This is a genomic window from Caulobacter sp. GW822-FHT01G02 (genome assembly GCF_058802865.1).
This window is the reverse complement of sequence record NZ_JBXAON010000007.1, coordinates 91,361-112,288: the sequence shown is the minus strand read 5'-3', so window position 1 is coordinate 112,288 and position 20,928 is coordinate 91,361. Positions and strand designations below refer to the sequence as shown.

Annotated in this window: 14 protein-coding genes; 12 read left to right on the top strand and 2 right to left on the bottom strand. The window is 67.4% G+C overall.

Annotated elements, in window-relative coordinates; translation table 11 throughout:
- The first annotated feature begins 155 nt into the window (after positions 1-155).
- The 8 genes from AC1RNC_RS20045 to AC1RNC_RS20010 all read left to right on the top strand — a co-directional run bounded on the left by AC1RNC_RS20045 (position 156) and on the right by AC1RNC_RS20010 (position 13,201).
- Positions 156-2,345 carry a TonB-dependent receptor gene (locus tag AC1RNC_RS20045; RefSeq protein ID WP_492888049.1) on the top strand — a complete coding sequence of 730 codons (2,190 nt, stop codon included), beginning with the start codon at positions 156-158 and terminating at the stop codon, positions 2,343-2,345.
- 68 nt (positions 2,346-2,413) lie between these two features.
- Positions 2,414-4,384, top strand: a complete 1,971-nt coding sequence (locus AC1RNC_RS20040) for a glycoside hydrolase family 3 protein (protein ID WP_492888048.1) — start codon at positions 2,414-2,416, stop codon at positions 4,382-4,384.
- Between the two features lie 10 nt (positions 4,385-4,394).
- Positions 4,395-6,593, top strand: a complete 2,199-nt coding sequence (locus AC1RNC_RS20035) for a beta-glucosidase family protein (RefSeq protein WP_492888047.1) — start codon at positions 4,395-4,397, stop codon at positions 6,591-6,593.
- Positions 6,594-6,607: 14 nt separating this feature from the next.
- The gene (locus AC1RNC_RS20030) at positions 6,608-8,182 is read left to right on the top strand and encodes a carboxylesterase/lipase family protein (protein WP_492888046.1); all 1,575 of its coding nucleotides are present in this window, start codon (positions 6,608-6,610) and stop codon (positions 8,180-8,182) included.
- Positions 8,183-8,387: 205 nt separating this feature from the next.
- Positions 8,388-8,984 (top strand): TetR/AcrR family transcriptional regulator, encoded by a 597-nt coding sequence (locus tag AC1RNC_RS20025; RefSeq protein WP_492888045.1) that lies wholly within the window; start codon positions 8,388-8,390, stop codon positions 8,982-8,984.
- Between the two features lie 109 nt (positions 8,985-9,093).
- Positions 9,094-9,705, top strand: coding sequence for a glutathione S-transferase family protein (locus tag AC1RNC_RS20020; protein ID WP_492888044.1), 612 nt, complete (start codon positions 9,094-9,096; stop codon positions 9,703-9,705).
- A 202-nt stretch (positions 9,706-9,907) separates the two neighbouring features.
- Positions 9,908-12,289, top strand: a complete 2,382-nt coding sequence (locus AC1RNC_RS20015; RefSeq protein ID WP_492888043.1) for a TonB-dependent receptor — start codon at positions 9,908-9,910, stop codon at positions 12,287-12,289.
- A gap of 120 nt (positions 12,290-12,409) precedes the next feature.
- Complete coding sequence (locus AC1RNC_RS20010; protein ID WP_492888042.1) at positions 12,410-13,201, top strand: glutathione S-transferase family protein; 792 nt, start codon at positions 12,410-12,412, stop codon at positions 13,199-13,201.
- A 185-nt stretch (positions 13,202-13,386) separates the two neighbouring features.
- Here AC1RNC_RS20010 and AC1RNC_RS20005 read toward each other — a convergent pair whose 3' ends face one another.
- Both AC1RNC_RS20005 and AC1RNC_RS20000 read right to left on the bottom strand, forming a co-directional pair.
- Positions 13,387-13,518: a helix-turn-helix domain-containing protein gene (locus AC1RNC_RS20005; RefSeq protein ID WP_492888041.1), complete on the bottom strand. Its 132-nt coding sequence runs from the start codon at positions 13,516-13,518 to the stop codon at positions 13,387-13,389.
- Entirely contained in the window at positions 13,470-14,003 is a 534-nt protein-coding gene (locus AC1RNC_RS20000) for an esterase/lipase family protein (protein ID WP_492888040.1), read from the bottom strand. The genes AC1RNC_RS20005 and AC1RNC_RS20000 overlap by 49 nt, the downstream gene beginning before the upstream one ends.
- 337 nt (positions 14,004-14,340) lie before the next feature.
- Between AC1RNC_RS20000 and AC1RNC_RS19995 the strand changes: the two genes are divergently transcribed.
- The 4 genes from AC1RNC_RS19995 to AC1RNC_RS19980 all read left to right on the top strand — a co-directional run bounded on the left by AC1RNC_RS19995 (position 14,341) and on the right by AC1RNC_RS19980 (position 20,768).
- Complete coding sequence (locus AC1RNC_RS19995; RefSeq protein WP_492888039.1) at positions 14,341-15,615, top strand: MFS transporter; 1,275 nt, start codon at positions 14,341-14,343, stop codon at positions 15,613-15,615.
- Between the two features lie 55 nt (positions 15,616-15,670).
- Complete coding sequence (locus tag AC1RNC_RS19990; protein ID WP_492888038.1) at positions 15,671-16,819, top strand: ROK family protein; 1,149 nt, start codon at positions 15,671-15,673, stop codon at positions 16,817-16,819.
- 98 nt (positions 16,820-16,917) lie between these two features.
- Positions 16,918-19,668, top strand: coding sequence for a TonB-dependent receptor (locus AC1RNC_RS19985; protein ID WP_492888037.1), 2,751 nt, complete (start codon positions 16,918-16,920; stop codon positions 19,666-19,668).
- Between the two features lie 116 nt (positions 19,669-19,784).
- Positions 19,785-20,768, top strand: coding sequence for a glycerophosphodiester phosphodiesterase family protein (locus AC1RNC_RS19980; RefSeq protein WP_492888036.1), 984 nt, complete (start codon positions 19,785-19,787; stop codon positions 20,766-20,768).
- Positions 20,769-20,928: the final 160 nt, after the last annotated feature.

Below are 20,928 nucleotides of genomic sequence, written 5' to 3'. Positions count from 1 at the left end.
TCGTAGCCGTCTTGGCGACGACGACCGCGTCGGGAAAAGGCCTCGGAACAAGGGGCCCAAGGAAACGCAAACAGGCGCCGATGGCGCCGCTGGGTTGGTGGCGTCCGGCGTTCGCGTCGGCGCGCTCCGAGTCCAGGCAGGACAAAGGGAAAGAGATGCGTAGTCTCCTGTTCGCATCGGCCGCCATGGCGGCCGTGAGCTTTCACGCGCCTGGCGCGGCGGCTCAGGAAGCCGGCGCCGTGAAGCTCGATGAAGTGGTCGTGACCGCTCAACGCCGCAGTGAAAACCTCCAGAAGACCCCGCTCACCGTGTCGGCGGTGACGGGTGACAAGCTGGAGTCGCAAGGCATCAAGACGGTGGTCGACCTGTCGGCGCAGGTGCCGGCGCTGCAGATCAGCTCCAGTGGCTCGGGCGCGGCCGTGGTCTTCCTGCGCGGCATCGGCAGCACCAATGTCACCGAGGTCGGTGATCCGGCGGTCGCCTATCACATGGACGGCATCTACATCGCCCGCTCCACATCGGTGGGGGCGCTGTTCTACGACGTCGATCGCGTCGAGGTTCTGCGTGGTCCTCAGGGCACGCTGTATGGCCGTAACGCCACGGCCGGCGCGATCAACGTGATCACCAAGCAGCCCAAATTCGACTACGAGGGCAATGGCTCGGTCGATATTGGCAACTACGGCGCCATCACCACCTCGGGCATGGTCAACCTACCTATCAGCGACACCCTCGCCGTGCGCGCCGCGTTCCAGACCGCGCGCCACGACGGCTATGTGAAAGCGCTGAACAAGGGCCCCGGCACTGGCGGCAACGATCGCTACGACCAGGACGACAAGTCGGCCCGCGTCCAATTGCTGTGGAAGCCCAGCGACACGTTCTCGCTGCGGGTTGGGGCCGACTACCTGCACCAGGGCGGCGCCGGCGGCGGCGACAAGAGCTATGGCGCGGCCCTGTCCAACAACGATCCGTGGACCTGCAACTGCGCCACCAACCTCTATCGCAACAACAAGTTCTTCGGCGCTCACAGCCAGGCCGACCTGGACCTTGGTTTCGCCACGCTGACCTACCTGACCGGCTACAACTTCTCGCGCCTGGACCGCAGCGGCGAGAACGCCAGCACCGGCGCGCCCAACTACTTCAAGGGCAAAGACACCACCTGGTCGCATGAGCTGCGCCTGGGCGGCGACACCGGCAAGCTCAAGTGGGTCGTGGGGCTGTACCGCTTCACGGAGGACAACAATGTCGACTTCCGGGTGTTGCTGGCGCCCAATTCATACCTGTCGTTCATTCAGCCGGAAGTCACAGCCAAGTCGATAGCCGCGTTCGGCCAGGGCACCTACGAGGTGACGGACCGGTTCCGGATCACCGGCGGCCTGCGCTACACCGAGGACCGCAAGGCGCGTGACGGCGGGACCTTCCTGACCAATTCGGCCGGGGCGATCACCTCGACCGTTATCAAGAACCTGGCCGACGCCAAGTGGGACGCCACCAACTGGAAGCTAGGCGCCGACTTCGACCTGACCAGCAGCTCGATGCTCTACGCCAACGTGGCCACGGGCTATAAGGCCGGCGGCTACTACGACGGGGTCGAGAACAACGTCTACGAGCCCGAGAAAATCACCTCGTACGAAGCCGGTGTGAAGAACCGCTTCTTCGACAACCGCCTGCAGTTGAACGCCACCGGCTTCCTCTACGACTATCGTGACTTCCAAGTCACGGCGGTCGGGACCATCGCCGGGCAGAACGCGTCGGTCACGCTAAACGCCGACAAGGCCCGGGTGTACGGCTTTGAGTTCGAGAGCAATCTCGTCGTCACCGAGCACGATCGCATCGACGCCACCCTGGGCTGGCTGCATGCCCGCTACACCGACTTCGTACTGCCGCTGGGCGACGCCTTCGCTAACAACAACGCCAACGCTGGCGGCACGGGCTGCTTCAAGACCAACTTCGCGGCCGCCGCGCCTCGGTCGACCGACTTCTCCGGTTGCCGCATGGCCCGCACCCCGACCTGGAGCGTCAACGTCGGCTACCAACACACCTGGGAGATCGCCTCGGGCGCCAAGGTCGTCGGCCGCGTCCAGACCCATTACGAGAGCGGCAAGAACCTCGAATACCACGGCTTCGCCCAGAACCGGCAGGACAGCTTCACCAAGACCGACGTCAGCCTGACCTACACCAGCGCCGACGATCGCTGGACCCTGCAGGGCTATGTCCGCAACCTCGAGAATGACGACGTGCGCACCGCCTCGTCGCCGAACTCGACCACCGGCTTGGCGACCAACGGCAATGGCGAGTTCTACGCCCCGCCGCGGACCTACGGCCTGCGTCTGGGGGTCAGTTTCTAGCCTCCCAATGACCTTGCGCCCCCGGCGTATCCTGCGCGCCGGGGGGCCTTCTTTGTATGGAGTTCAACGTGCTCGCCCTTCGAAGTCTCCTGATCTCGACCGCCGTCATGGCCGCCTTCAGCTCGGCGGCCGCCGCCGCAACCCAGCCTGACCTCGGCGTTCGCGACGGCAAGATCATCAGTGTCGAGGGCCTGCGCTTTCGCGACCTCGATCGCGACGGCAAGCTTTCGCCGTTCGAGGATTGGCGACTGTCGAGCGCCCAGCGCGCGGCTGACCTCGTCGCCCGGATGACGCTGGAGGAAAAGGCTGGCGAGATGATGCACGGCACCTTGCCTGCCTTGGGCGGCGTGGTTCCGGGGCGAGGGCAGGGCTATGACCTCGCCAAGCTGAAACCCCTGATCCTGGACCGTTACGTCACCACCTTCATCACCCGCCTTTCCGGCGACCCGTCCTGGCTGGCCGAACAGAACAACGCCGTCCAGGCGATCGCCGAGCAGGGTCGTCTAGGCGTGCCCGTCACGATCAGCACCGATCCGCGCCACCACTTCCAGTTCTTGGCGGGCGCCAGCGTCGCCGCCGCCGGCTTCTCGCAATGGCCCGAAGCCACCGGCCTCGCGGCGATCGGCGACGACAAGCTCGTGCGCCGCTTCGGCGACATCGCTCGCCAGGAATATCGCGCTGTCGGCATTCATCAGGCCCTGTCGCCGATGGCCGACCTCGCCACCGAGCCGCGCTGGTCGCGGATCAACGGCACGTTCGGCGAAGACGCCGACCTCGTCGGCCGCATGGTCAAGGCCTATGTCCAAGGCTTCCAGGGCGGCGATACCAACCTGGCGCCGAACGGCGTCTCGGCGGTGGTCAAGCACTGGGTCGGCTACGGCGCCTCGGCCAAGGGTTTCGACGGCCACAACAGCTACGGCCGCTACGCCGTCTTCCCGGCCGGTCAGTTCGACCTGCACGTCAGGCCGTTCGACGAGGCCTTCGCGGCCGGCGTGGTCGGCGTGATGCCCACCTATGCGATCCTCAAGGACCTGGCGCTGGACGGCCAGCCGGCCGAGCAGGTCGGGTCCGGCTTCTCCAGGCAACTGCTGACCGACCAACTGCGGACCAAGCACGGCTTCAAGGGCATCGTCGTCTCGGACTGGGCGATCACCAACGATTGCGGCGAGACCTGTCTGAACGGCTTCCCGGCCGGAGTGAAGCCCAGTTTCGCGGGCCTCTCCACCGCCTGGGGCGTCGAGGGCCTGAGCAAGGTCGACCGTTACGCCAAGGGCGTGAACGCGGGGCTCGACCAGTTCGGCGGCGTCGAGGACACGGCCGAGCTGGTCGCGGCGGTCAAGGCCGGCAAGATTCCGCGGGGCCGCATTGATGACGCGGCGCGCCGCATCCTGGCGATCAAGTTCGAGCAGGGACTGTTCGAGAACCCCTATGTCGATCCCAAGTCCGCGGCCGCGGTGGTCGGCTCGAAGGCTTTCGTCGCCGAGGGGCTGGCCGCGCAGAGCGCGGCATTGACGCTGCTGGAGAACAAGAACGGCCTGTTGCCGCTGAAGGCCAGCGGCAAGAAGGTCTGGCTGAGGGGCGTCTCGGCCGAGGTCGCCCGCGCCCATGGCCTGGTTTCGGTCGAGGATCTGGCCCAGGCCGACTTGGCCATCATCCGGACGGCGGCCCCCTTCGAGACCCTGCATCCAAATTTCGTGTTCGGCGCCATGCAGCACGAGGGCGACCTGTCGTTCAAGGATGGAACGGCCGACTACGAGGCCATCAAGACGGCCTCGGCCAAGGTACCGACCATCGTCGCCGTCTACCTCGATCGGCCGGCGATCCTGACCAATCTGCGCGACAAGGCGACCGCCCTGATCGGCGACTTCGGATCCAGCGACGAAGCCTTCCTGGACGCCCTGACGGGCAAGGCCGCGCCGCGCGGCCGGCTGCCATTCGAGCTGCCCTCGTCGATGGCGGCCGTCGAGGCTCAGGCCGAGGACGCGCCCCACGACTCCAGGGCTCCGCTGTACCCGATCCATTTCGGCCTGACCTACTGAGGACGACCGCATGAACCGCCCCCTGATCGCCGCCGCCAGCCTTGCTGTGCTCGCCGTGGCCTCCGCCGCCGAAGCGCAGGCCCCCTCGCGGCCTTGGATGAACGGCAAGCTTTCTCCGGACGAACGCGCGGCGCTGCTGGAAAAGGAGATGACGCTCGACGAGCGCATCGGTCTGCTTCACGGCCCGATGTCGATGCCGATCTTCGGCATCAAGAAGCCCGAGGGCGCGATCGGCTCGGCCGGCTACATTCCCGGCGTTCCGCGCCTGGGCGTGCCGGCCGTCAACGAGAGCGACGCCAGCCTGGGTGTGACCAATCCTCTGAACGTGCGCCCGGGCGACGGGGCCACGGCGCTGCCGTCAGGGCTGTCGCTGGCGGCGACCTTCAGCACCAAGCTGGCCTATGACGGCGGGGCGGTGGTTGGCCGCGAGGCGCGGGCCAAGGGCTTCAACGTCCAGCTGGCTGGCGGCGTCAACCTGGCCCGCGATCCGCGCAACGGCCGGAACTTCGAGTACCTCGGCGAGGATCCCTGGCTGGCCGGCAACCTGGCCGGCGCGGCGATCAAGGGCATTCAGGATCAGGGGATCGTTTCGACGGTCAAGCACTTCTCGCTGAACGGCCAGGAGACCAAGCGCCACTTCGCCAACTCGGTGATCGACGAGGCCGCCCATCGCGAAAGCGACCTGCTGGCCTTCCAGATCGCCATCGAGAGGGGCCAGCCCGGGTCGGTGATGTGCGCCTATAACCTGGTCAACGGCGACTACAGCTGCGGTAACCCGCACCTGCTGAACGACGTGCTCAAGCGCGACTGGGGCTACAAGGGCTGGGTGATGTCCGACTGGGGCGCGGTCCACGCCACCGACTACATTCTCAAGGGCCTGGACCAGCAGTCCGGCGAGCAACTGGACGGAACCACCTGGTTTGGCGAACCGCTGAAGGCGGCCGTCCAGAAGGGCGAGGTCCCCGCCGCTCGTATCTCCGACGCCGCGCGCCGCATCCTGCGCTCGATGTTCGCCGCAGGACTGTTTGACAAGCCGGTCGAGCCGGGCGGCGCGATTGACTACGACGCCGGCGCCGCTGTCGCCCAGGCCGCCGCCGCCGAAGGGATCGTCTTGCTCAAGAACCGCGACGGTCTGTTGCCGTTGGCTAAGACCGTCAAGACGATCGCCGTGATCGGCGGACACGCCGACGCCGGCGTGCTGTCGGGCGGCGGCTCCTCCCAGGTCGTGCCGCCCGGCGGCGCCAAGCGCGTCGTGCCGCTGGGCGGGGAGGGCATGATGGGCCCGTTCCGCAGCCAGTACTTCAATGGCTCCTCGCCGCTGGCGGCGCTGCGCAAGGCGCGGCCCGAGGCTAAGGTGACCTTCGACGACGGCCGCTATGTCGCTTCCGCCGTGGCCGCCGCCAAGGCCGCCGACGTGGTCGTGGTGTTCGGCAACCAGTGGATGGGCGAGGGCGAGGACGCGCCGGACCTGTCGCTGCCGGACGGCCAGGACGCCCTGATCGCCGCTGTCACCGCCGCCAATCCGAACGCGATCGTGGTGCTGCAGACCGGCGGTCCGGTGTCGATGCCGTGGCTGGACAAGGCCGGCGCGGTGGTCGAGGCCTGGTACTCGGGCGCGAAGGGCGGCGAGGCGATCGCCAACGTGCTGCTGGGGGCGGTCAATCCGTCGGGTCGCCTGCCGATGACCTTCCCCGCCGCGATCGACCAGTATCCGCGCGCGCAACTGCCGGGCCTGACCGTTCCGGAGAAGACCCGGTTCGACGTCGTCTATTCCGAGGGCGCGGACGTCGGCTACCGCCGCTTCGCCAAGACCGGCGCCAAGCCGCTGTTCCCGTTCGGCTACGGCCTTTCCTACACGACGTTCGCCTACGCCAACCTGAAGGTCACGGGCGGCGAGACCCTGAGCGTCAGCTTCGACGTCACCAACACCGGCCAGCGTCCAGGCAAGGACGCGCCCCAGGTCTATTTGACGGCGGCGGCGGGCAAGGCGACCCAGCGGCTGATCGGCTTCGACAAGATCGACCTCAAGGTTGGCGAGACACGCCGCGTCACGCTGACCGCCGACCCGCGCGTACTGGCCAGCTTCGACGTCAAGGCCAATCGCTGGGCCTTGACCGGCGGCGACTATCAGGTCGCCGTAGGCGCCTCCTCGGCCGACCCGACCCTGAAGGGCGCGGCCAAGGTCAAGGCGCGGACGCTGAAGCCGTGAGCGGGAGGAAAGCCATGAACATCCGTATCGCCAGTCTGGCGGCCATCTTAGTTCTTGGGGCCGGTCTGGGCGCGAGCCAGGCCCTGGCCGCCGACCCGACCGTGGCCACGACCTCGGGCCCGGTCGTGGGCGAAAGCGCCCATGGCGTCGCCGCCTTCAAGGGCGTGCCGTTCGCCGCCCCGCCGCTGGGCGCCCTGCGCTGGCGCGCGCCGCAGCCGCCGGCCGCCTGGACCGCGCCGCGGGACGCCAAGGCCTACGGTCCCGACTGCATGCAGAACCCGTTCCCCGGCGACGCCGCCCCCCTGGGCGTCCAGCCGGCGGAGGACTGTCTGTACATGAACGTCTGGGCGCCCGAGGCGGCGTTGAAGAGCAAGACCCAGCGGCCCGTCATGGTTTGGATATACGGCGGCGGCTTCGTCAACGGCGGGAGCTCGCCGGCGGTGTACGCCGGGGACCGGTTCGCTCGCGACGGCGTGGTGCTGGTCAGCTTCAACTATCGCGTCGGCCGGTTCGGCTTCTTCGCCCATCCGGCTCTGACGGCGGTCGGCGCCGATGGCGGGATGCTGGGCAACTACGGGCTGATGGACCAGATCGCGGCGCTGAAATGGGTGCGCGACAACATCGCCGCCTTCGGGGGCGATCCCAACAACGTCACGGTCTTCGGCGAGTCGGCCGGCGGCATGTCGGTCCACGCCCTGCTGACCGCGCCCCAGGCCAAGGGCCTGTTCCACAAGGCCATTATCCAGTCTGGCGGCGGACGCCCGCGCCTGCTGCCGACCCTTCCGCTGACCGCCCCGGCCGGACAGCGCTCGGCCGAGGCCGCAGGCCTGGCCTTCGCGGCCAAGGCGGGGGTCTCCGGGACCGACGCTGCTGCGCTCGACGCGCTTCGCGCCTTGCCGGCCGAGACGGTGGTCGACGGCCTGAACATGGCGACGTCCAACACCCCGACGTGGGGCGGCGGACCGATGCTGGACGGCAAGATCATGACCCGCGAGCCATTGCAGGCCTACAAGGCCGGCGCCTGGACGAAGATGCCGGTGATGGTCGGGGCGACCAGCGCCGACGGCTTCTTCTTCGGCGGAAGCCGCGATCAGGTCTTCGCGCCGTTCGGCGCCCGCCGCGCCGAGGCCGAGGCGCTCTACGATCCCAAGGGTGACGGCGATATCAAGGTCTATGGCTGGGCCGCCGCCGGCGACCGCATGTTCATCGAGCCCGCTCGCGCGGTGTCGCGCGTGATGGCGGAGCAGGGCATGCCCGTCTATCAGTTCCGCTTTTCGTACGTGGCCGAGAGCATGAGGAGCCAGTGGTGGGGCGCGCCGCACGCCACCGAGATCCCCTTTGTGTTCGACACGGTCGACGCCCGCTATGGCGCGGCGCTGACCCAGGCCGACGCGGCCGCGGCCAAAGCGGCCCACGCCTACTGGATTGGGTTCGCCAAGAGCGGCACCCCCAGCGCCACGGGGCAGCCAGCCTGGCCGCGCTACGAGGCCGCCACCGACCAGATCCTGGACTTCGCCGCGCAAGGGCCGAAGGCGGAAGCCGATCCGCTCCGGGCGCGCCTCGATCTGGTGGAGGCGACCACGCGGTGATGATAGTCGTTGTCGACGCTCACCAGTGTTCCTGGACCCGATCCGACGTCGGCTCCTGGCGCGAGACCATCGGACGCTCGGAAGGTCGTCGAACCGAGCCCTACGAGACGTAGCGACAGCGAGAGTGATCTCGGTCGAGGCCCGCCCTTGCTACTTCGCGCCCGCTCACGTCAAAAAGGGGGATGGTCGGAGTTTCGGTGCGGGCATGACCCAGAGACGTTTGAAGGGGGCGGAACGACGCGAACGCTTCTTGGATGCGGCGGCGCAGATCGTCATCGAACACGGGGTCGCGGCCGTCACCATGGATGGCGTCGCAGCGCTCACGGGCGTCACCAAAGCCCTGGGCTACCGCTATTTCAGCGATCGCGACGACCTGCTGACCGCGCTGTTCGACCGCGAAACCAAGATCTATGTCGAGCGTCTGGCAAGCGAGGTCGGCCCGGCCTCCACCTTCGAGGAGTGGGTCCGCGGCGCCCTGAAATACTGGTGCCGGCGCGCCGACGAGCGCGGCGAGCTGTTCCTGCGTCTGGTCAGGGACTGCGGTCCCCTTGCGGAGCGGGCGCGCGCCAACCGCAAGGCCGACGCCGACGCTTGGGCGCTGGGTCTGCAGAAGGCCTTCGGCTTGCCCGCGCGTCAGGCCAAGCAATACGCCTGGTTCATGGTCGCCGGCACCGCGGGCGCGCTGGACGCCCGCGATGGCGACGACGAAGCCATGATCGACGCGATCACCCTGGCGGTGGTCGCCGGCGCCAAGGCCCTGGCCAAGAAGTACGGCGAGCCTCGCCCCGCCAAGACCGCCTGATCCCTTCCGCGCAGACGACGGTTGCCTCCGCCATTAAGTGACGATACCGTTACTTAATGGCGGGCGTTGAGACCCCGCGCACGGCGCAAGCCGTAGGGGAGGCGACCACATGAAGCTCTATGGCGAAGACAATCCCGCGCCCAATCCGCGCCGGGTCCGCATCTTCCTGGCCGAGAAGGGCCTGACCCTGGAGGAGGAACGCGTGCCGCTGGCCGAGCGCGCTCACAAGGCCGCCGCCTTCCTGGAGAAGAACCCGCTGGGCCAAGTGCCTGTTCTGGAGCTCGACGACGGCGCGTTCCTGAGCGAGAGCGTCAGCATCTGCCGCTACCTGGAGGGCCTGCATCCGCAGCCGCCGCTGTTCGGCGAAACCGCCCTGGATCAGGCGACCATCGACATGTGGATTCGGCGCATCGAGTTCCAGCTGATGGCGCCCATCGCCCACATCTGGCGGCACACCCATCCGCTAACCGCCGGCCTGCTGACCCAGTACAAGGATTTCGGCGAGTCCAATCGCGCCCATGCCGATCGGATCTACCGCTGGCTGGATGGCGAGCTGGCCGACAAGGCCTTCATCGCCGGTCCCGCCTACAGCATGGCCGACATCGTCGCCCTGACCACGGTGGACTTCGGGCGGATGATCGGCGTCGCCATCCCCGAGGACTGCGGCCACGTCCGCGCCTGGCTCGAACGCGTCGCCCAACGGCCCAGCGCCACGGCCTGACGAACAATCGTTCGAAAGCAGTTGCCAGTCTCATTAAGTGACGATAGCGTTACTTAAGCGTTTCGGGCCCGGACGCTGATCCACATCCCGGCGAACCGCACGGCTCGCCCCGCCCTTCACGACCGCGTCTTGGCGGGCGGCGAGGGCGTGCGCCCGACAGATCACAAAAGAAGCCGCGCAGCGGCTCAAGGAGGAATGCGCCATGCCCTTCCAAACCCGCCGATCGCGAGTCCAGGCGCGAGGTCCGAGGACGGATCTGCTGACGGGGGCGTCGGTCGGCGTCGCCATGATGCTCGCCGCCGGCGGCGCCCTGGCCGAGGACGACGCCTCGCGCACCGCCGGTCCCGTCGTCGTCGACGAGATCATGGTCACCGCCCAGAAGCGGGCCGAAAACGTCCAGGACGTGCCGCTGGCCATCACCGCCGTGCGCGGCGAGACGCTGGCCTCGATGAACATCACCCAGCCCCAGCAGCTGTCGCTGATCGATCCCAGCGTCCGCTTCAAGCAGAGCCTCAGCAGCAGCGCCTCGGGCCTGACGATTCGAGGGGTCGGCACCAGCAGCTTCTCGGCGGGGATCGAGCAGAGCATCTCCACGGTCGTCGACGGCGTGGTGCTGGCCGATCCCGCCAGCCTGGCCACCCTGGCCGATGTCGAGCGGGTCGAGATCCTGCGTGGGCCTCAGGGCATGCTGTTCGGCAAAAACGCCTCGGCGGGCCTGGTCCACTTCATCACCAATCGGCCCAAGCTGAACGAATACAGCGGCCAGCTGCACCTGCAATATGGCGAGCGCGGCGAACAGGTCCTGCAGGCGATCGGCAACCTGGCGGTCAGCGACACCCTGGCCCTGCGCCTGGTGGCCACGCACAATCAGCGTGACGGCCTGATCCGCAATGTCGCCAAGGACAATGTCTTCACCGATCCCCAGGACGTCAGCACCCTGACCCTGAAGGCTCTGTGGCGTCCCAGCGACGACCTGACCGTCTATTTCTCGGCCGACCGCACCGACAACGACGCCTTCTGTTGCTCATCGACCTGGCGCAAGGTCACGCCGGGCTACGCGCCGGCGGTGACGAACGCCCGCTACGGCATCGTCGCGGGGCCGAAGAACCTGCAGGTCGCCGCCAATGGCCCATCGCAAGGCAAGTCAACCGCCCAGGGCGGCACGCTGCAGATCGACTACGGGCTGGGCGACCTGACCCTCACCTCGATCAGCGCCTACCGCTCGGTCAAGCGCGAGGCGTTCTATGACGGCGACCTGACGCCGGTCAGCTATGTCGACACCAATGGCGGGGCAGGGAAGACCGACTGGCTCAGCCAGGAACTGCGCCTGACCTCGCCGATCGGCGAGCGGTTCGACTATGTCGCCGGCCTCTATCTCTACCACTCCAAGGCCTCGTCGCTGATCCGCCAGCGGGGCCAGCTCAGCTGGATCACGCCCGCGACCAATGGTGTTGTCGCGCCGATCATCCCCGGCGCGCCGCTAGGCACGATCTTCGAGACCTCGACCTACAACGACATCAACTCGACCAGCTTCGCGGGCTTTGGCCAGGTCGGCCTGCACATCACGCCCAAGCTCGATCTGATCGCAGGGGCTCGGATCACGCGCGACGAGATCACCCTGGACTATCACCGCGCCCCGACGCCCGGCGCGGTCTACATCCCAGGCTCGGTCACGCTCGACCTGCACCAGGAGGTGGAAAACACCAACATCTCGTGGCGGATCGGGCCGCGCTATAATTTCAGCGACGACATCATGGCCTATGCGACGGTGTCGCGCGGCTACAAGGGACCTGGCTTCAGCGGCCTGAGCGCGGCCAACAGCCTGGCCGACCAGCGCGTGCAGCCGGAGATTCCCACCAGCTACGAGGTCGGCATGAAGGCCGCGTTCCTCGATCGCCGCCTGATCGTCAACGCCAACGTCTACAGCACCACGGTCAAGAACTTCCAGGCCCAGGTCTCCGACCTGACCAGCGCCACCTATTCCTCGCGGATCACCAATGCCGGTGAGATCAAGACGCGGGGCTTCGAGGCCAACCTGATGGCTCGGCCGGCCAACGGCCTCAGCCTCACGGCTGGTCTGGCCTACACCCACGCCCGCTATGCCGACTTCAACGGCGTGCAGTGCTATTTCGGCCAGCCCAAGATCGCCCAAGGCGGGCCGTGCAGCGCGCCGCCGGCCACCCCTGCCTCGCTGGATGGCTTCTTCAACGCCAAGGGTCTGAGCTTGGCGGGCGTGCCCGACTGGGTCTACGGCGTCAGCGCGGTCTATGAGCGGTCCTTGAGCCCGGGCCTGCGCGGCTTCTTCCAGGCCAACTGGAACTGGCAGAGCGACATCAACTACTCGATCAGCGGCGACCCGGGGACGATCCAGAAGGCCTATGGCCTGCTCGGCGGCCGCATCGGCGTCTCGGCGCCGGACAAGGCCTGGAGCGTGGCGCTGTACGCGAGCAACCTGCTGGATAAGCGCTACGCCGCCCAGATCACCCCGTCGCCGGTGACCGCCCTGAACCCTGGCGGCTATGTCCAGTATTTCAGCCCGGACTCCGTGCGCCGGGCCGGGATCAGCCTGGACGTGGCCTTCTAGGACCCTTTTCGCGGCGCTCTTGCCGGCGCCGCGAGGGGGCGAGACGACCGGCACGGACGCCGCGGCTGCAGACGTCTCGCCCCGCCTTTCTCAATCACGTTATCTCTCTGGGAGAGCCCTATGAAACAGTCCATGGGACGCCGCGCCTGGCTGGGCGCTCTGGCCGGCCTGGCCGCCGCGCCGCTGACCGCCTCGAAGGCCAAAGCCAAGCCCGCCACGCCTCTGCCGCCGATTACGATCTACCATCTGGAGGGGCGCCGTTCCGAGCGGATTGTCTGGCTGATGGAAGAGCTGGGCTTTCCCTATGAGCTCAAGTTCAAGCGCGGCGACCTGGCGGGCTCCATGGCCCTGATCCGCGAATTCAGCCCGGTCGTGCCAATGGCGCCGACGGTGAAGTACGGCGACCAGGTCCTGGTCGAGTCCGGCGCGATCATCGAGCTGATCCTCAACCGACACGCCCCGGGGCGCCTGCAACCAGCGCTGGACAGCCGCGATTATCCCGACCACCTGATGTGGATGCACTATGCCGAGGGGAGCCTGGCCGCGCGCCTGTTCTCCGACTATCGCGCCTGGACCGCCCAACCGCCCAAGCAGCGCTCGCGCCTGGTTGACTCCGAGGCCGTGGTGCAGTTCGCCGAGAACTTTCTGGGCCAGCATCCCTGGTTCGGCGGCGCGGCCTTCTCCAGCGCCGACATCATGATGATGTTCCCGCTCAACGCCGCGACCGGCTTGAACCTGGTCGAGGAGTCGCAGTTTTCGAACGTGGCGGCCTGGAAGGCCAGGATCGAAGCGCGTCCCGCCTATCAGCGCATGCTGGCCAAGGCGCGTCCGGACGGCATGATCGCGGGCCTGCCGCGCTTGCCCCAGCACGCGCCCGCCGGCCCGCGGGAGACGCCGAAGGCCCCGGGATAGCTCACGCTGCTGCGCGTCTCGCCGCGTGCGGGCTTTGGAAATGAAGCCTGCCGAGCGTCCGCTTTCAGAGGGCCAGCCGGGCTTTGCTCTAGCCTTGTTGGCGGCCTCCTCGCATGACGCGCAGGATTGGCGAGCGTCGTGTTTTCGGAGGGATGTCGATGTCAGAAAATGGCGCACGACCGCACTCACCCAAGATCGGAAACCCGGACCTGGTTAGCCAACTGCCAAGTCCGCGGCGCCATTCCCGTGGAGCGTTTGAAGAGTCTGGTCATGTGACTCTGGTCTGCAAAGCCGCACGCCAGAGCAACGTGCGCCAAGGGAACGCGTTGGCGAACTTCGCTTTGTCCAGGAACAGGTAGCCGTCCACCGGAGGGAGGATCGGCGGAACAGCGGCGCCCGGCGGCGGATTGGCGATCAGCGACGACACAGACTCCCCTTTGTCGGGCGCGAAGGCGGCGATGTAGACGAGCGCCTTGACCCTGGGATCTAGGCCGGCTTCTGAAATGACGACACCGCCGTAGGAGTGCCCAACCAGCACAACGTCGCCCGACGCCGAGGCGATCGCTCGCGTGGTGACGGCGACGTCGTCAGCCAGTGACGTCGTCGGGTTTTGAACGACCACGACATTGTAGCCGTCCTGCACAAGAATGCGGTGAACGCCCTCCCATCCCGAACCATCAACGAAGCCGCCGTGAACAAGCACCACGGTCTTATCGATATGCGGCGCCTTCGGCGCGGCTCCGGCGGTGGATGCAAGCGCGAGCGCGGCGACACCAACAACCGTCCTGAGTGCCCCAACCATAGAAATTCTCCCGTTCATTCAAGTCGCGGATGCGACGTGGTGTGACGGGTAGGAGGCAGCGGGACCAAGCTATTGAACGATCTTGCACCGCCCCATTGCCGAAGGCGGGTCTGCTTTGGGGTCTAGGTCGACGACGTGCTGGGGTGTCCCAGCAAATCGACCCGGTGCAACGGCTCACCGGCCTCAGCGCGGTCCGAGCACGAGGCGCCTCTATTGCACGTCGCGTTTCTGGAAGGTTGCCGACATCCACACATGGCGCGGACCGGCCGCCAGTTTGTGCTGGGCGCAGCCGATCTTCTGTCATCGAACCGTTTCTGTCGCGCGCCATAGACGCGGCATGGCGTCGATCCAGAAGCCCCTTCGAGCGAATGGTCCCGCGAACGCGGCCCTGCTGCGGGGGGCCTATGGCGCGGGCCATTTCGCCAAGAGTCTAGCTTGGACCTTCACCGACCTGCTGCTGGCCTACTACGCCAACATGCGGCTCGGACTGTCGGCGGCCGAGACGGGCCTGCTGTTGTTCTTCTCGATGGCCTATGGCGCGGTGCTGGACATCGGCGTCGCCTTCCTGTTGCGACGGGCCGAGGGCAGCCGCCGGCGGATCCTGCTGATCCAGTTCACCGCCGGCCTGGCCACGGCGACGACGCTGATCATCGTCTTCAGCCCGGTTCACGGTGCCTTGCCGCCGTTCGCCTATCTCATCGTCGCGCTAGGCCTGCTGCGCACGGCCTACGCGGTCTACGATGTCGCCCAGAACGCGCTGGTGTCGCTGCTGCCCAGCGACGGGGCCGACGCCCACCGGTACGTGGTGGTGCGCCAGACGCTCAGCGCCGTCGCCAGACTTTGCGTGGCGGCGCTCTCATTTCTGATCATAGACAAGAGCGCGCCAGCCGGGCGAGAGGTCCTGCTGGCGAGCGTGATCGCGATGTCGATCGTCGCGACGGCGAGCTGGATTCTGGCTTGGGCCGGTCCGGTGCGCGCGGTTGACCCGCAACCGGCCGCGGGCGGCCTGCGGCTGCCGGTCGGGGCGGGGCGCCTGCTGTTGGCCGCAGCGTTCCATTCCGGGCCCTTCAACATGACGGCCCGCATGGTGACCTTCGTCGAACGGAGCAGCGGAAGCGATCATACTGGCGCGTCCTTGCTGTTCGCCATGGTGCTGGGAACCCTGATCGGCCCGATCGTCATCGGCCGCCTGCGCGGCGACTTGGGCGGACCTTGGGCGGCGCGGGCCTTCACGGCGCTGGGGATCACCGCCGGCGCTGGGTTTTTGGTCGATCCCCGGTCGGGCCTAGCCGCCTTGGTCGCCTGTTGCGCGTACGGCGTCAGCCTGGGCGCGACCACCACGCTCTTCTGGCGCGGCATGAGCGCGGCGATCCGCGACCATGCGCGTCTCACCGGCGAACGCACCGACCTGACCGCGTTCGCCCTGCTCACCGCCACGCTGAAGTTGGCGTCGGCGGTGTTCGGGGGCGCGGTGGGGCTGGCGCTGGACGGATTCCGGGCGGGTCAGTGGACGACGTCGCTGGGTCTGGGCGTGGTGATGACGCTGGGGGGCGTCTGTTTCATCGCGCTGATCGCGCCGATGCGGCGGGGCCGCACGCCAGTGCGCGTTTAATAGTTCACGCAAAAGAAATATGTGCGGAAGCCCGTCCGCCGGATCTGAAATGCTCATGCGCCCTTCGCCCGCCATCCATCTCTCGGAGGACCAGAAGCGCATCGTCTGGAGGCTGAGGACCGGCGGTCCGGCGTCGCGCACGGAGCTCGCGCGCGATCTAGGGATCCACAACGGCGCGCTCACCCGCCTTAGCCGGGAGTTGATCGCGCTCGGCGTCGTTCAAGAGCAGGATCAGAGCGAGCGCACGGCCCGGGGGCGGCCCACCGTGCCGCTGACGATTTCGGATCGCGCGGGTTACGCCGCCGGCGCCACGGTTCATCCCGGCTGGCTGGAGCTTTCCCTGGTCAATTTCTCCGGGGAGGTCATCGCACGCGATATCGAGCCGATCGAGAGCGACGATCCGGCCGATTTCGCCGAAGCCGTGGGGCGCCGACTGCGGGGTCTGGCGGTGAACCACAACATGCTGCGATCACGGTTCCTGGGTTTGGGGATCGGTATTCCGGGGCCGGCGATCGTCGGTCGCCCGAACCACTGGTGGGCCGTCGACTGGCTGCGGGGATGGCGCGATCTGGACCTCGCCGCCTTTCTCGGCGACCGTCTCGGCCTGCCGGTCTGGCTGCAAAACGACTCCAGCGCCGCGGCCCTGGCGGAATACTACACGGGTCGCCTGATCCGGGTCTGCAACTCGGCGCTGGTGCTGTTCATCGGGCATGGCGTGGGCGGCGGGGTCATCGCCGGCCGCGAGATGTTTGTCGGCGAGTACGGCAATGCCGGCGAGGTCGGGCGGCTCTATCCCGGGGGAGGGCGGCCTCGCCCCTCGGGCATTGACCTGCTGGCCACGCTGCGCGCGGCCGGGGCGGAGGTCTCGTCCTTGTTGGAGGTCGAGGACTGCCTGCGGACCCATCCCGAGGTGATCGCCACATGGATCGACCGGTCGGCGGCGCAGCTGGAGTTGGTGGTCAATGCGGGTCTGGTGTGGATGGACCCCGGAGCCGTGGTGATCTCCGGCGCCCTGCCACTTTCGGTTCTGGACGGCCTGGCGCGGCGTCTTGAGCGCTCAACGCGCGCCTTCATGACGCCGGAAGATCCGCCGCATCTGCCGCCTCCGCTGGTCAAGGCTTCGACATTGGGCAGCAGCGCGGTGTCGATCGGCGCGGCGCTGTTGCCGATCCACGAGATCGGCCGTCCGGGCTCCAACGACTGATCCGATTTATTTCCAAAGAAATAAATAAATGTGTCGCCGGCCCCTCTTACTCGGCCCCCCGTAGCGCCGTCCAGCGCATGAAATATCGGGGTCGGGCCATGAAAAAGCATCTCATCCACAGCGTGGCGCTTTGCACGCTTCTAACCGCCGCGGCGCCCGCCTTGGCGCAAACGCAAGACGATCCCGCCGCTGCGGTCGACGCGATCGTCGTTACCGGCATCCGCCGCGCCAACCTCAAGGCGATCGACAGCAAGCTGAAGGCGGCGGGCGTCGTCGACGTCGTCAGCTCCAATGAGGTCCAGGCCCTGCCGGACCTGACGATCGTCGAGGCGCTGCGCCGCGTGCCGGGCCTTTCGGTCCTGCCGGCGACGGACAACGAGCATCCGCGCGACGAAGCGGCGACGCCGGTGATCCGGGGCCTGGGCCCGGCCTATAACAACGTCACGATCGACGGTTCTCCGATCGCCTCGCCCGGCACGCCGAACGGCAATCTGGGCTCGATCGGCCGGGGCGTGCGCCTCGACATCCTGCCCTCTTCGATGATCAGCGAGCTGGCGGTGACCAAGACCTTCACCGCCGACCTCGACCCCAACGCCGTGGGCGGCGCGATCGACCTGCGCACCCGCAGCGCCTTCGCCGGCGGCGGCAAGCCGTTCTTCACGTTCGAGATCGCCGGCGGCGGCGCCAACGACCAGGGCCAGCCGCGCAAGCAGTCGCCGATCGGCGGACGCGTCCAGACCACGGGCAGCTTCACCTTCGGTCCGGACGCCAAGTACGGTCTGACGGCCTCGGCCAACTATCAGAAGCTGGACACCTTCACCGAAACGCATATGACCACCGACACGGTCCATGCGGGCTTCTACAACGACGCGGGCGTCCTTCAGAGCGGTGAGAACCTTGGTAACGGCTTCGCCGTGCCGCAGCAGGACAAGTACTGGTATGTCCAGGATCGCCGCGCCCGCTACGGCCTGACCCTGAAGGGCGAGGCCAACTTCACCGAGGCGCTCTACGGTTTCATCACCGGCGGCCTCTACCGCTTCCAGGACACCATGGAGCGCAATGAGCTGCTGATGGACTCCAATCAGCGCGGAACGGTCCTGAACCAGACCGCCACCAGCGGCCAGTACGCCAAGGGCGACGTCGAGGTCGGCTTCGAACACGCCAACATCATCACCAACACGCAACTGATCCAGGCCGGGCTGGACTGGAAGATCGCCGACGACCAGGTCCTGACCGCTCGCGGCTCGATCTCGCGCGCGACCTATCGCGAGCCGATAACGATGATCAAATATATCACGAACGCCGCCTATGGCGCGCCGGGCACGAGCACGGGCGCCAGCGTCGTTCCCACCGCGGCCTACGCCTTTACCTACGACACCAGCCGTTTCAATCAGCGGTTCAACATGAACCCGGCGGCGTTCTACGACCTGTCGGCCTACAAGGCCTTCTACTATCGTCCCGACTACAAGCGCTCGGCCAGCGACAACATCTATAGCGGCCGGGTCGACTGGCGGAAGAACATCGGACGCGACGCTCGCGGCTGGGGTTTCTCGGCCGGCGCCAGCTACACGCAGGATACGCCCGAATACAATGTCTACCGGGTCGAGTACGCCCCCAACACCAGCGCGACGCCATTTACGCTGGCGACGGCGGCCGGCCCGGCCGGCGCGCCGATGCGCTACTCCGATGGCCTGTTCCTTTTGACCCTGGACCCGGTCAAGGCCTCCGCGCAGTGGGAAGCCGCCCGCGCCGCCGGCGGCCTCAACCGCACCGACCAGAGCGGCTTCAGCAATCAGGACAATTTCGAACACCGCGAGCGGACCCTGGGCGCCTACGGCGTCGTGGCCTACGCCAGCGACAAGCTGCGCGCGCAGTTCGGCCTGCACGAGGACTCGACCCGGCAGGACACCACCGGCCGCGCCCGGGTGGCCAATGTGTGGACCAAGCTGCCGACCAAGTCATCTTACGACTTCCTGCTGCCGTCGGGTCTGATCACCTACGACGTCACGCCCAGCCTCGACATCCGCTTCGGCGCCAGTCAGACGATCGGCCGCCCCAGCTATGACAGCTACGCGGCCCGCACCGCGATCAACTTCACGCAGGTCAGCGACAAGGGTAATCCGAACGCCACCGGCGTCAGCGTCACGGTCGGCAACCCGGACATCAAGCCGCGCCTGTCGACCAATCTCGACCTCGCCGTCGACTGGCGTCTGTCCAACCGTTACGGCGGCCTGGTCTCGCTGGCGGTGTTCGACAAGGACATCAAGGACGAGATCTTCAACGCGTCCTCGCAGGGCTTCACCTATGACGGTGTCACCTATGTCAACGCGGTGGTCACCCGGCCCCTCAACGCCAGCAAGGCCTCGATCCGCGGCGTCGAGGCCAATGTCATCGTCAACTCGCTGGAGTGGGTCCACCCCTGGCTTAAGGACTTCGGCGTCAGCGGCAACTGGAGCCAGCTGGACGGCGAACTGAAGGTGCTGCGCGGCAACGGCGCCTCCCGCACCCTGGACCGCCTGACCGGCCAGCCGGACCAGACCCGCAACGCCACCATCTTCTACAGCCACGCAGGTCTGGAAGTGCGGGCGGCCTACAACCACCAGGGCAAGGCGCTGCGCTCGATAACCCCGGACATCGCCTGGCAGGACCTCTACTGGGCCGCGCGCGACCAGGTCGACCTTCAGGCCAGCTATGAGGTGCGTCCCGGCTTCACGGTCTACGGCCAGGCCAGCAACCTGACCCATACGCGCCTGACCAGCTTCTACGGGCCGGACAAGAACCTTTTGAAGGACACCTATTCGGTGCCCACCGTCTACTGGCTGGGCGTGCGCTTCACGCCGCGCTTCTAGTCCGAACGGGGCGCGCGGCCCTGGTCGCGCGCCCTCGCGGAGCGGCGCTTCCATCCCCTGGCGTCGCTCCGCGCCTTCCCGACCATTGTCGATCCCCGTCCCGGAGAGTGTTCCGCATGCGTATTCACGCCCAAGGTCTCGTCGTCGCCGTGACCCTTCTTCTGGCGGCGTCGCCCGTCGCCGCGTCGCCGCGCGCGAACTCGGCCGAGGCCTTGCGCAAGCTGCGCGACCTGAACGGCGGCGTCTTCGTCGTCGCCCACCGCGGCTGCCACAACCCGGCGCCCTCGCGGGGCCTTTTCGACCCGACCCCGGAGAACTCGCTGCAGGCGCTGGAACGCTGCATCGCGCTGGGCGTGGACATGGTCGAGGTTGACGTGCGCCGCACCAAGGACGGGGTGCTGGTGATCCTTCACGATGCGACGGTCGACCGGACCACCAACGGAACCGGGCGTCTGGCCGACATGACCGCGGCCGAGTTCAAGCGCCTGCGGCTGCGCCAGAATTTCGGCGGGTCGATGTCGCCGATGCTGACCGACGAGGCGCCGTCAACGCTCGACGAGTTCCTGGCCCGGGCCAAGGGCCGGATGATGCTGAACCTCGACATCAAGGAGCCGATCCAGGCCGAGGTCGCCGCGGCCGTGGTCAAGGCCGGCGTCGCCGACGAGATGCTGATCAAGGCCGACGCCGGTCCGGAAGCGCCGCCGATGGCCGACCAGGCGCCGTTCAACGATCTGCCGTTCATGCCCATGCTCCGGTCGTCGCCGATGGGCAAGGCGACAGACGTCGGCGCGATCGTCGCCCGCCAGGCTTCGGCTACCCACAGGATCCCGGCGGTGGAGATGATCTTCCTGCGGCCCGAGGAGTTCCAAGCCGTGCGCGCCTCCGCCCGCCAGGCTGGCGTACGCCTGTGGAACAACGTCCTGACCTCCGTGGGGGTGATCGGCGTGGTGGGTTACGGTGGCGATCTCGACGCGTTGCGGACGCCGGACGGGATCTGGGGGCGGCAGATCTCGGAGGGGATCTCGATCTTCCAGACCGACGAACCGGCCCCGCTGCTCGACTATATCGCGTCCCGGCGCTTCAAGTCCGTTGGGCGCTAAAGCGAGTTTGTGACTGGGTGATGCACAAGGTCCGCTTCCTGGAGGTGAGCCAACGTCGGCTCCTGGCGCGACCCGGCCGAAGGCACGACCTTCGGTGCGGTTGGCGGGGGTGGGAAGCTAACTGACATGAGGCGCCTTCATGACGTCATAAGCGACGATG

Coding starts and splice junctions, on each gene's coding strand:
- AC1RNC_RS20045 (WP_492888049.1), top strand. CDS start 156: ATGCGTAGTCTCCTGTTCGCATCGGCCGCCATGGCGGCCGTGAGCTTT.
- AC1RNC_RS20035 (WP_492888047.1), top strand. CDS start 4,395: ATGAACCGCCCCCTGATCGCCGCCGCCAGCCTTGCTGTGCTCGCCGTG.
- AC1RNC_RS20030 (WP_492888046.1), top strand. CDS start 6,608: ATGAACATCCGTATCGCCAGTCTGGCGGCCATCTTAGTTCTTGGGGCC.
- AC1RNC_RS20025 (WP_492888045.1), top strand. CDS start 8,388: ATGACCCAGAGACGTTTGAAGGGGGCGGAACGACGCGAACGCTTCTTG.
- AC1RNC_RS20020 (WP_492888044.1), top strand. CDS start 9,094: ATGAAGCTCTATGGCGAAGACAATCCCGCGCCCAATCCGCGCCGGGTC.
- AC1RNC_RS20015 (WP_492888043.1), top strand. CDS start 9,908: ATGCCCTTCCAAACCCGCCGATCGCGAGTCCAGGCGCGAGGTCCGAGG.
- AC1RNC_RS20010 (WP_492888042.1), top strand. CDS start 12,410: ATGAAACAGTCCATGGGACGCCGCGCCTGGCTGGGCGCTCTGGCCGGC.
- AC1RNC_RS20000 (WP_492888040.1), bottom strand. CDS start 14,003: ATGGTTGGGGCACTCAGGACGGTTGTTGGTGTCGCCGCGCTCGCGCTT.
- AC1RNC_RS19995 (WP_492888039.1), top strand. CDS start 14,341: ATGGCGTCGATCCAGAAGCCCCTTCGAGCGAATGGTCCCGCGAACGCG.
- AC1RNC_RS19990 (WP_492888038.1), top strand. CDS start 15,671: ATGCGCCCTTCGCCCGCCATCCATCTCTCGGAGGACCAGAAGCGCATC.
- AC1RNC_RS19985 (WP_492888037.1), top strand. CDS start 16,918: ATGAAAAAGCATCTCATCCACAGCGTGGCGCTTTGCACGCTTCTAACC.
- AC1RNC_RS19980 (WP_492888036.1), top strand. CDS start 19,785: ATGCGTATTCACGCCCAAGGTCTCGTCGTCGCCGTGACCCTTCTTCTG.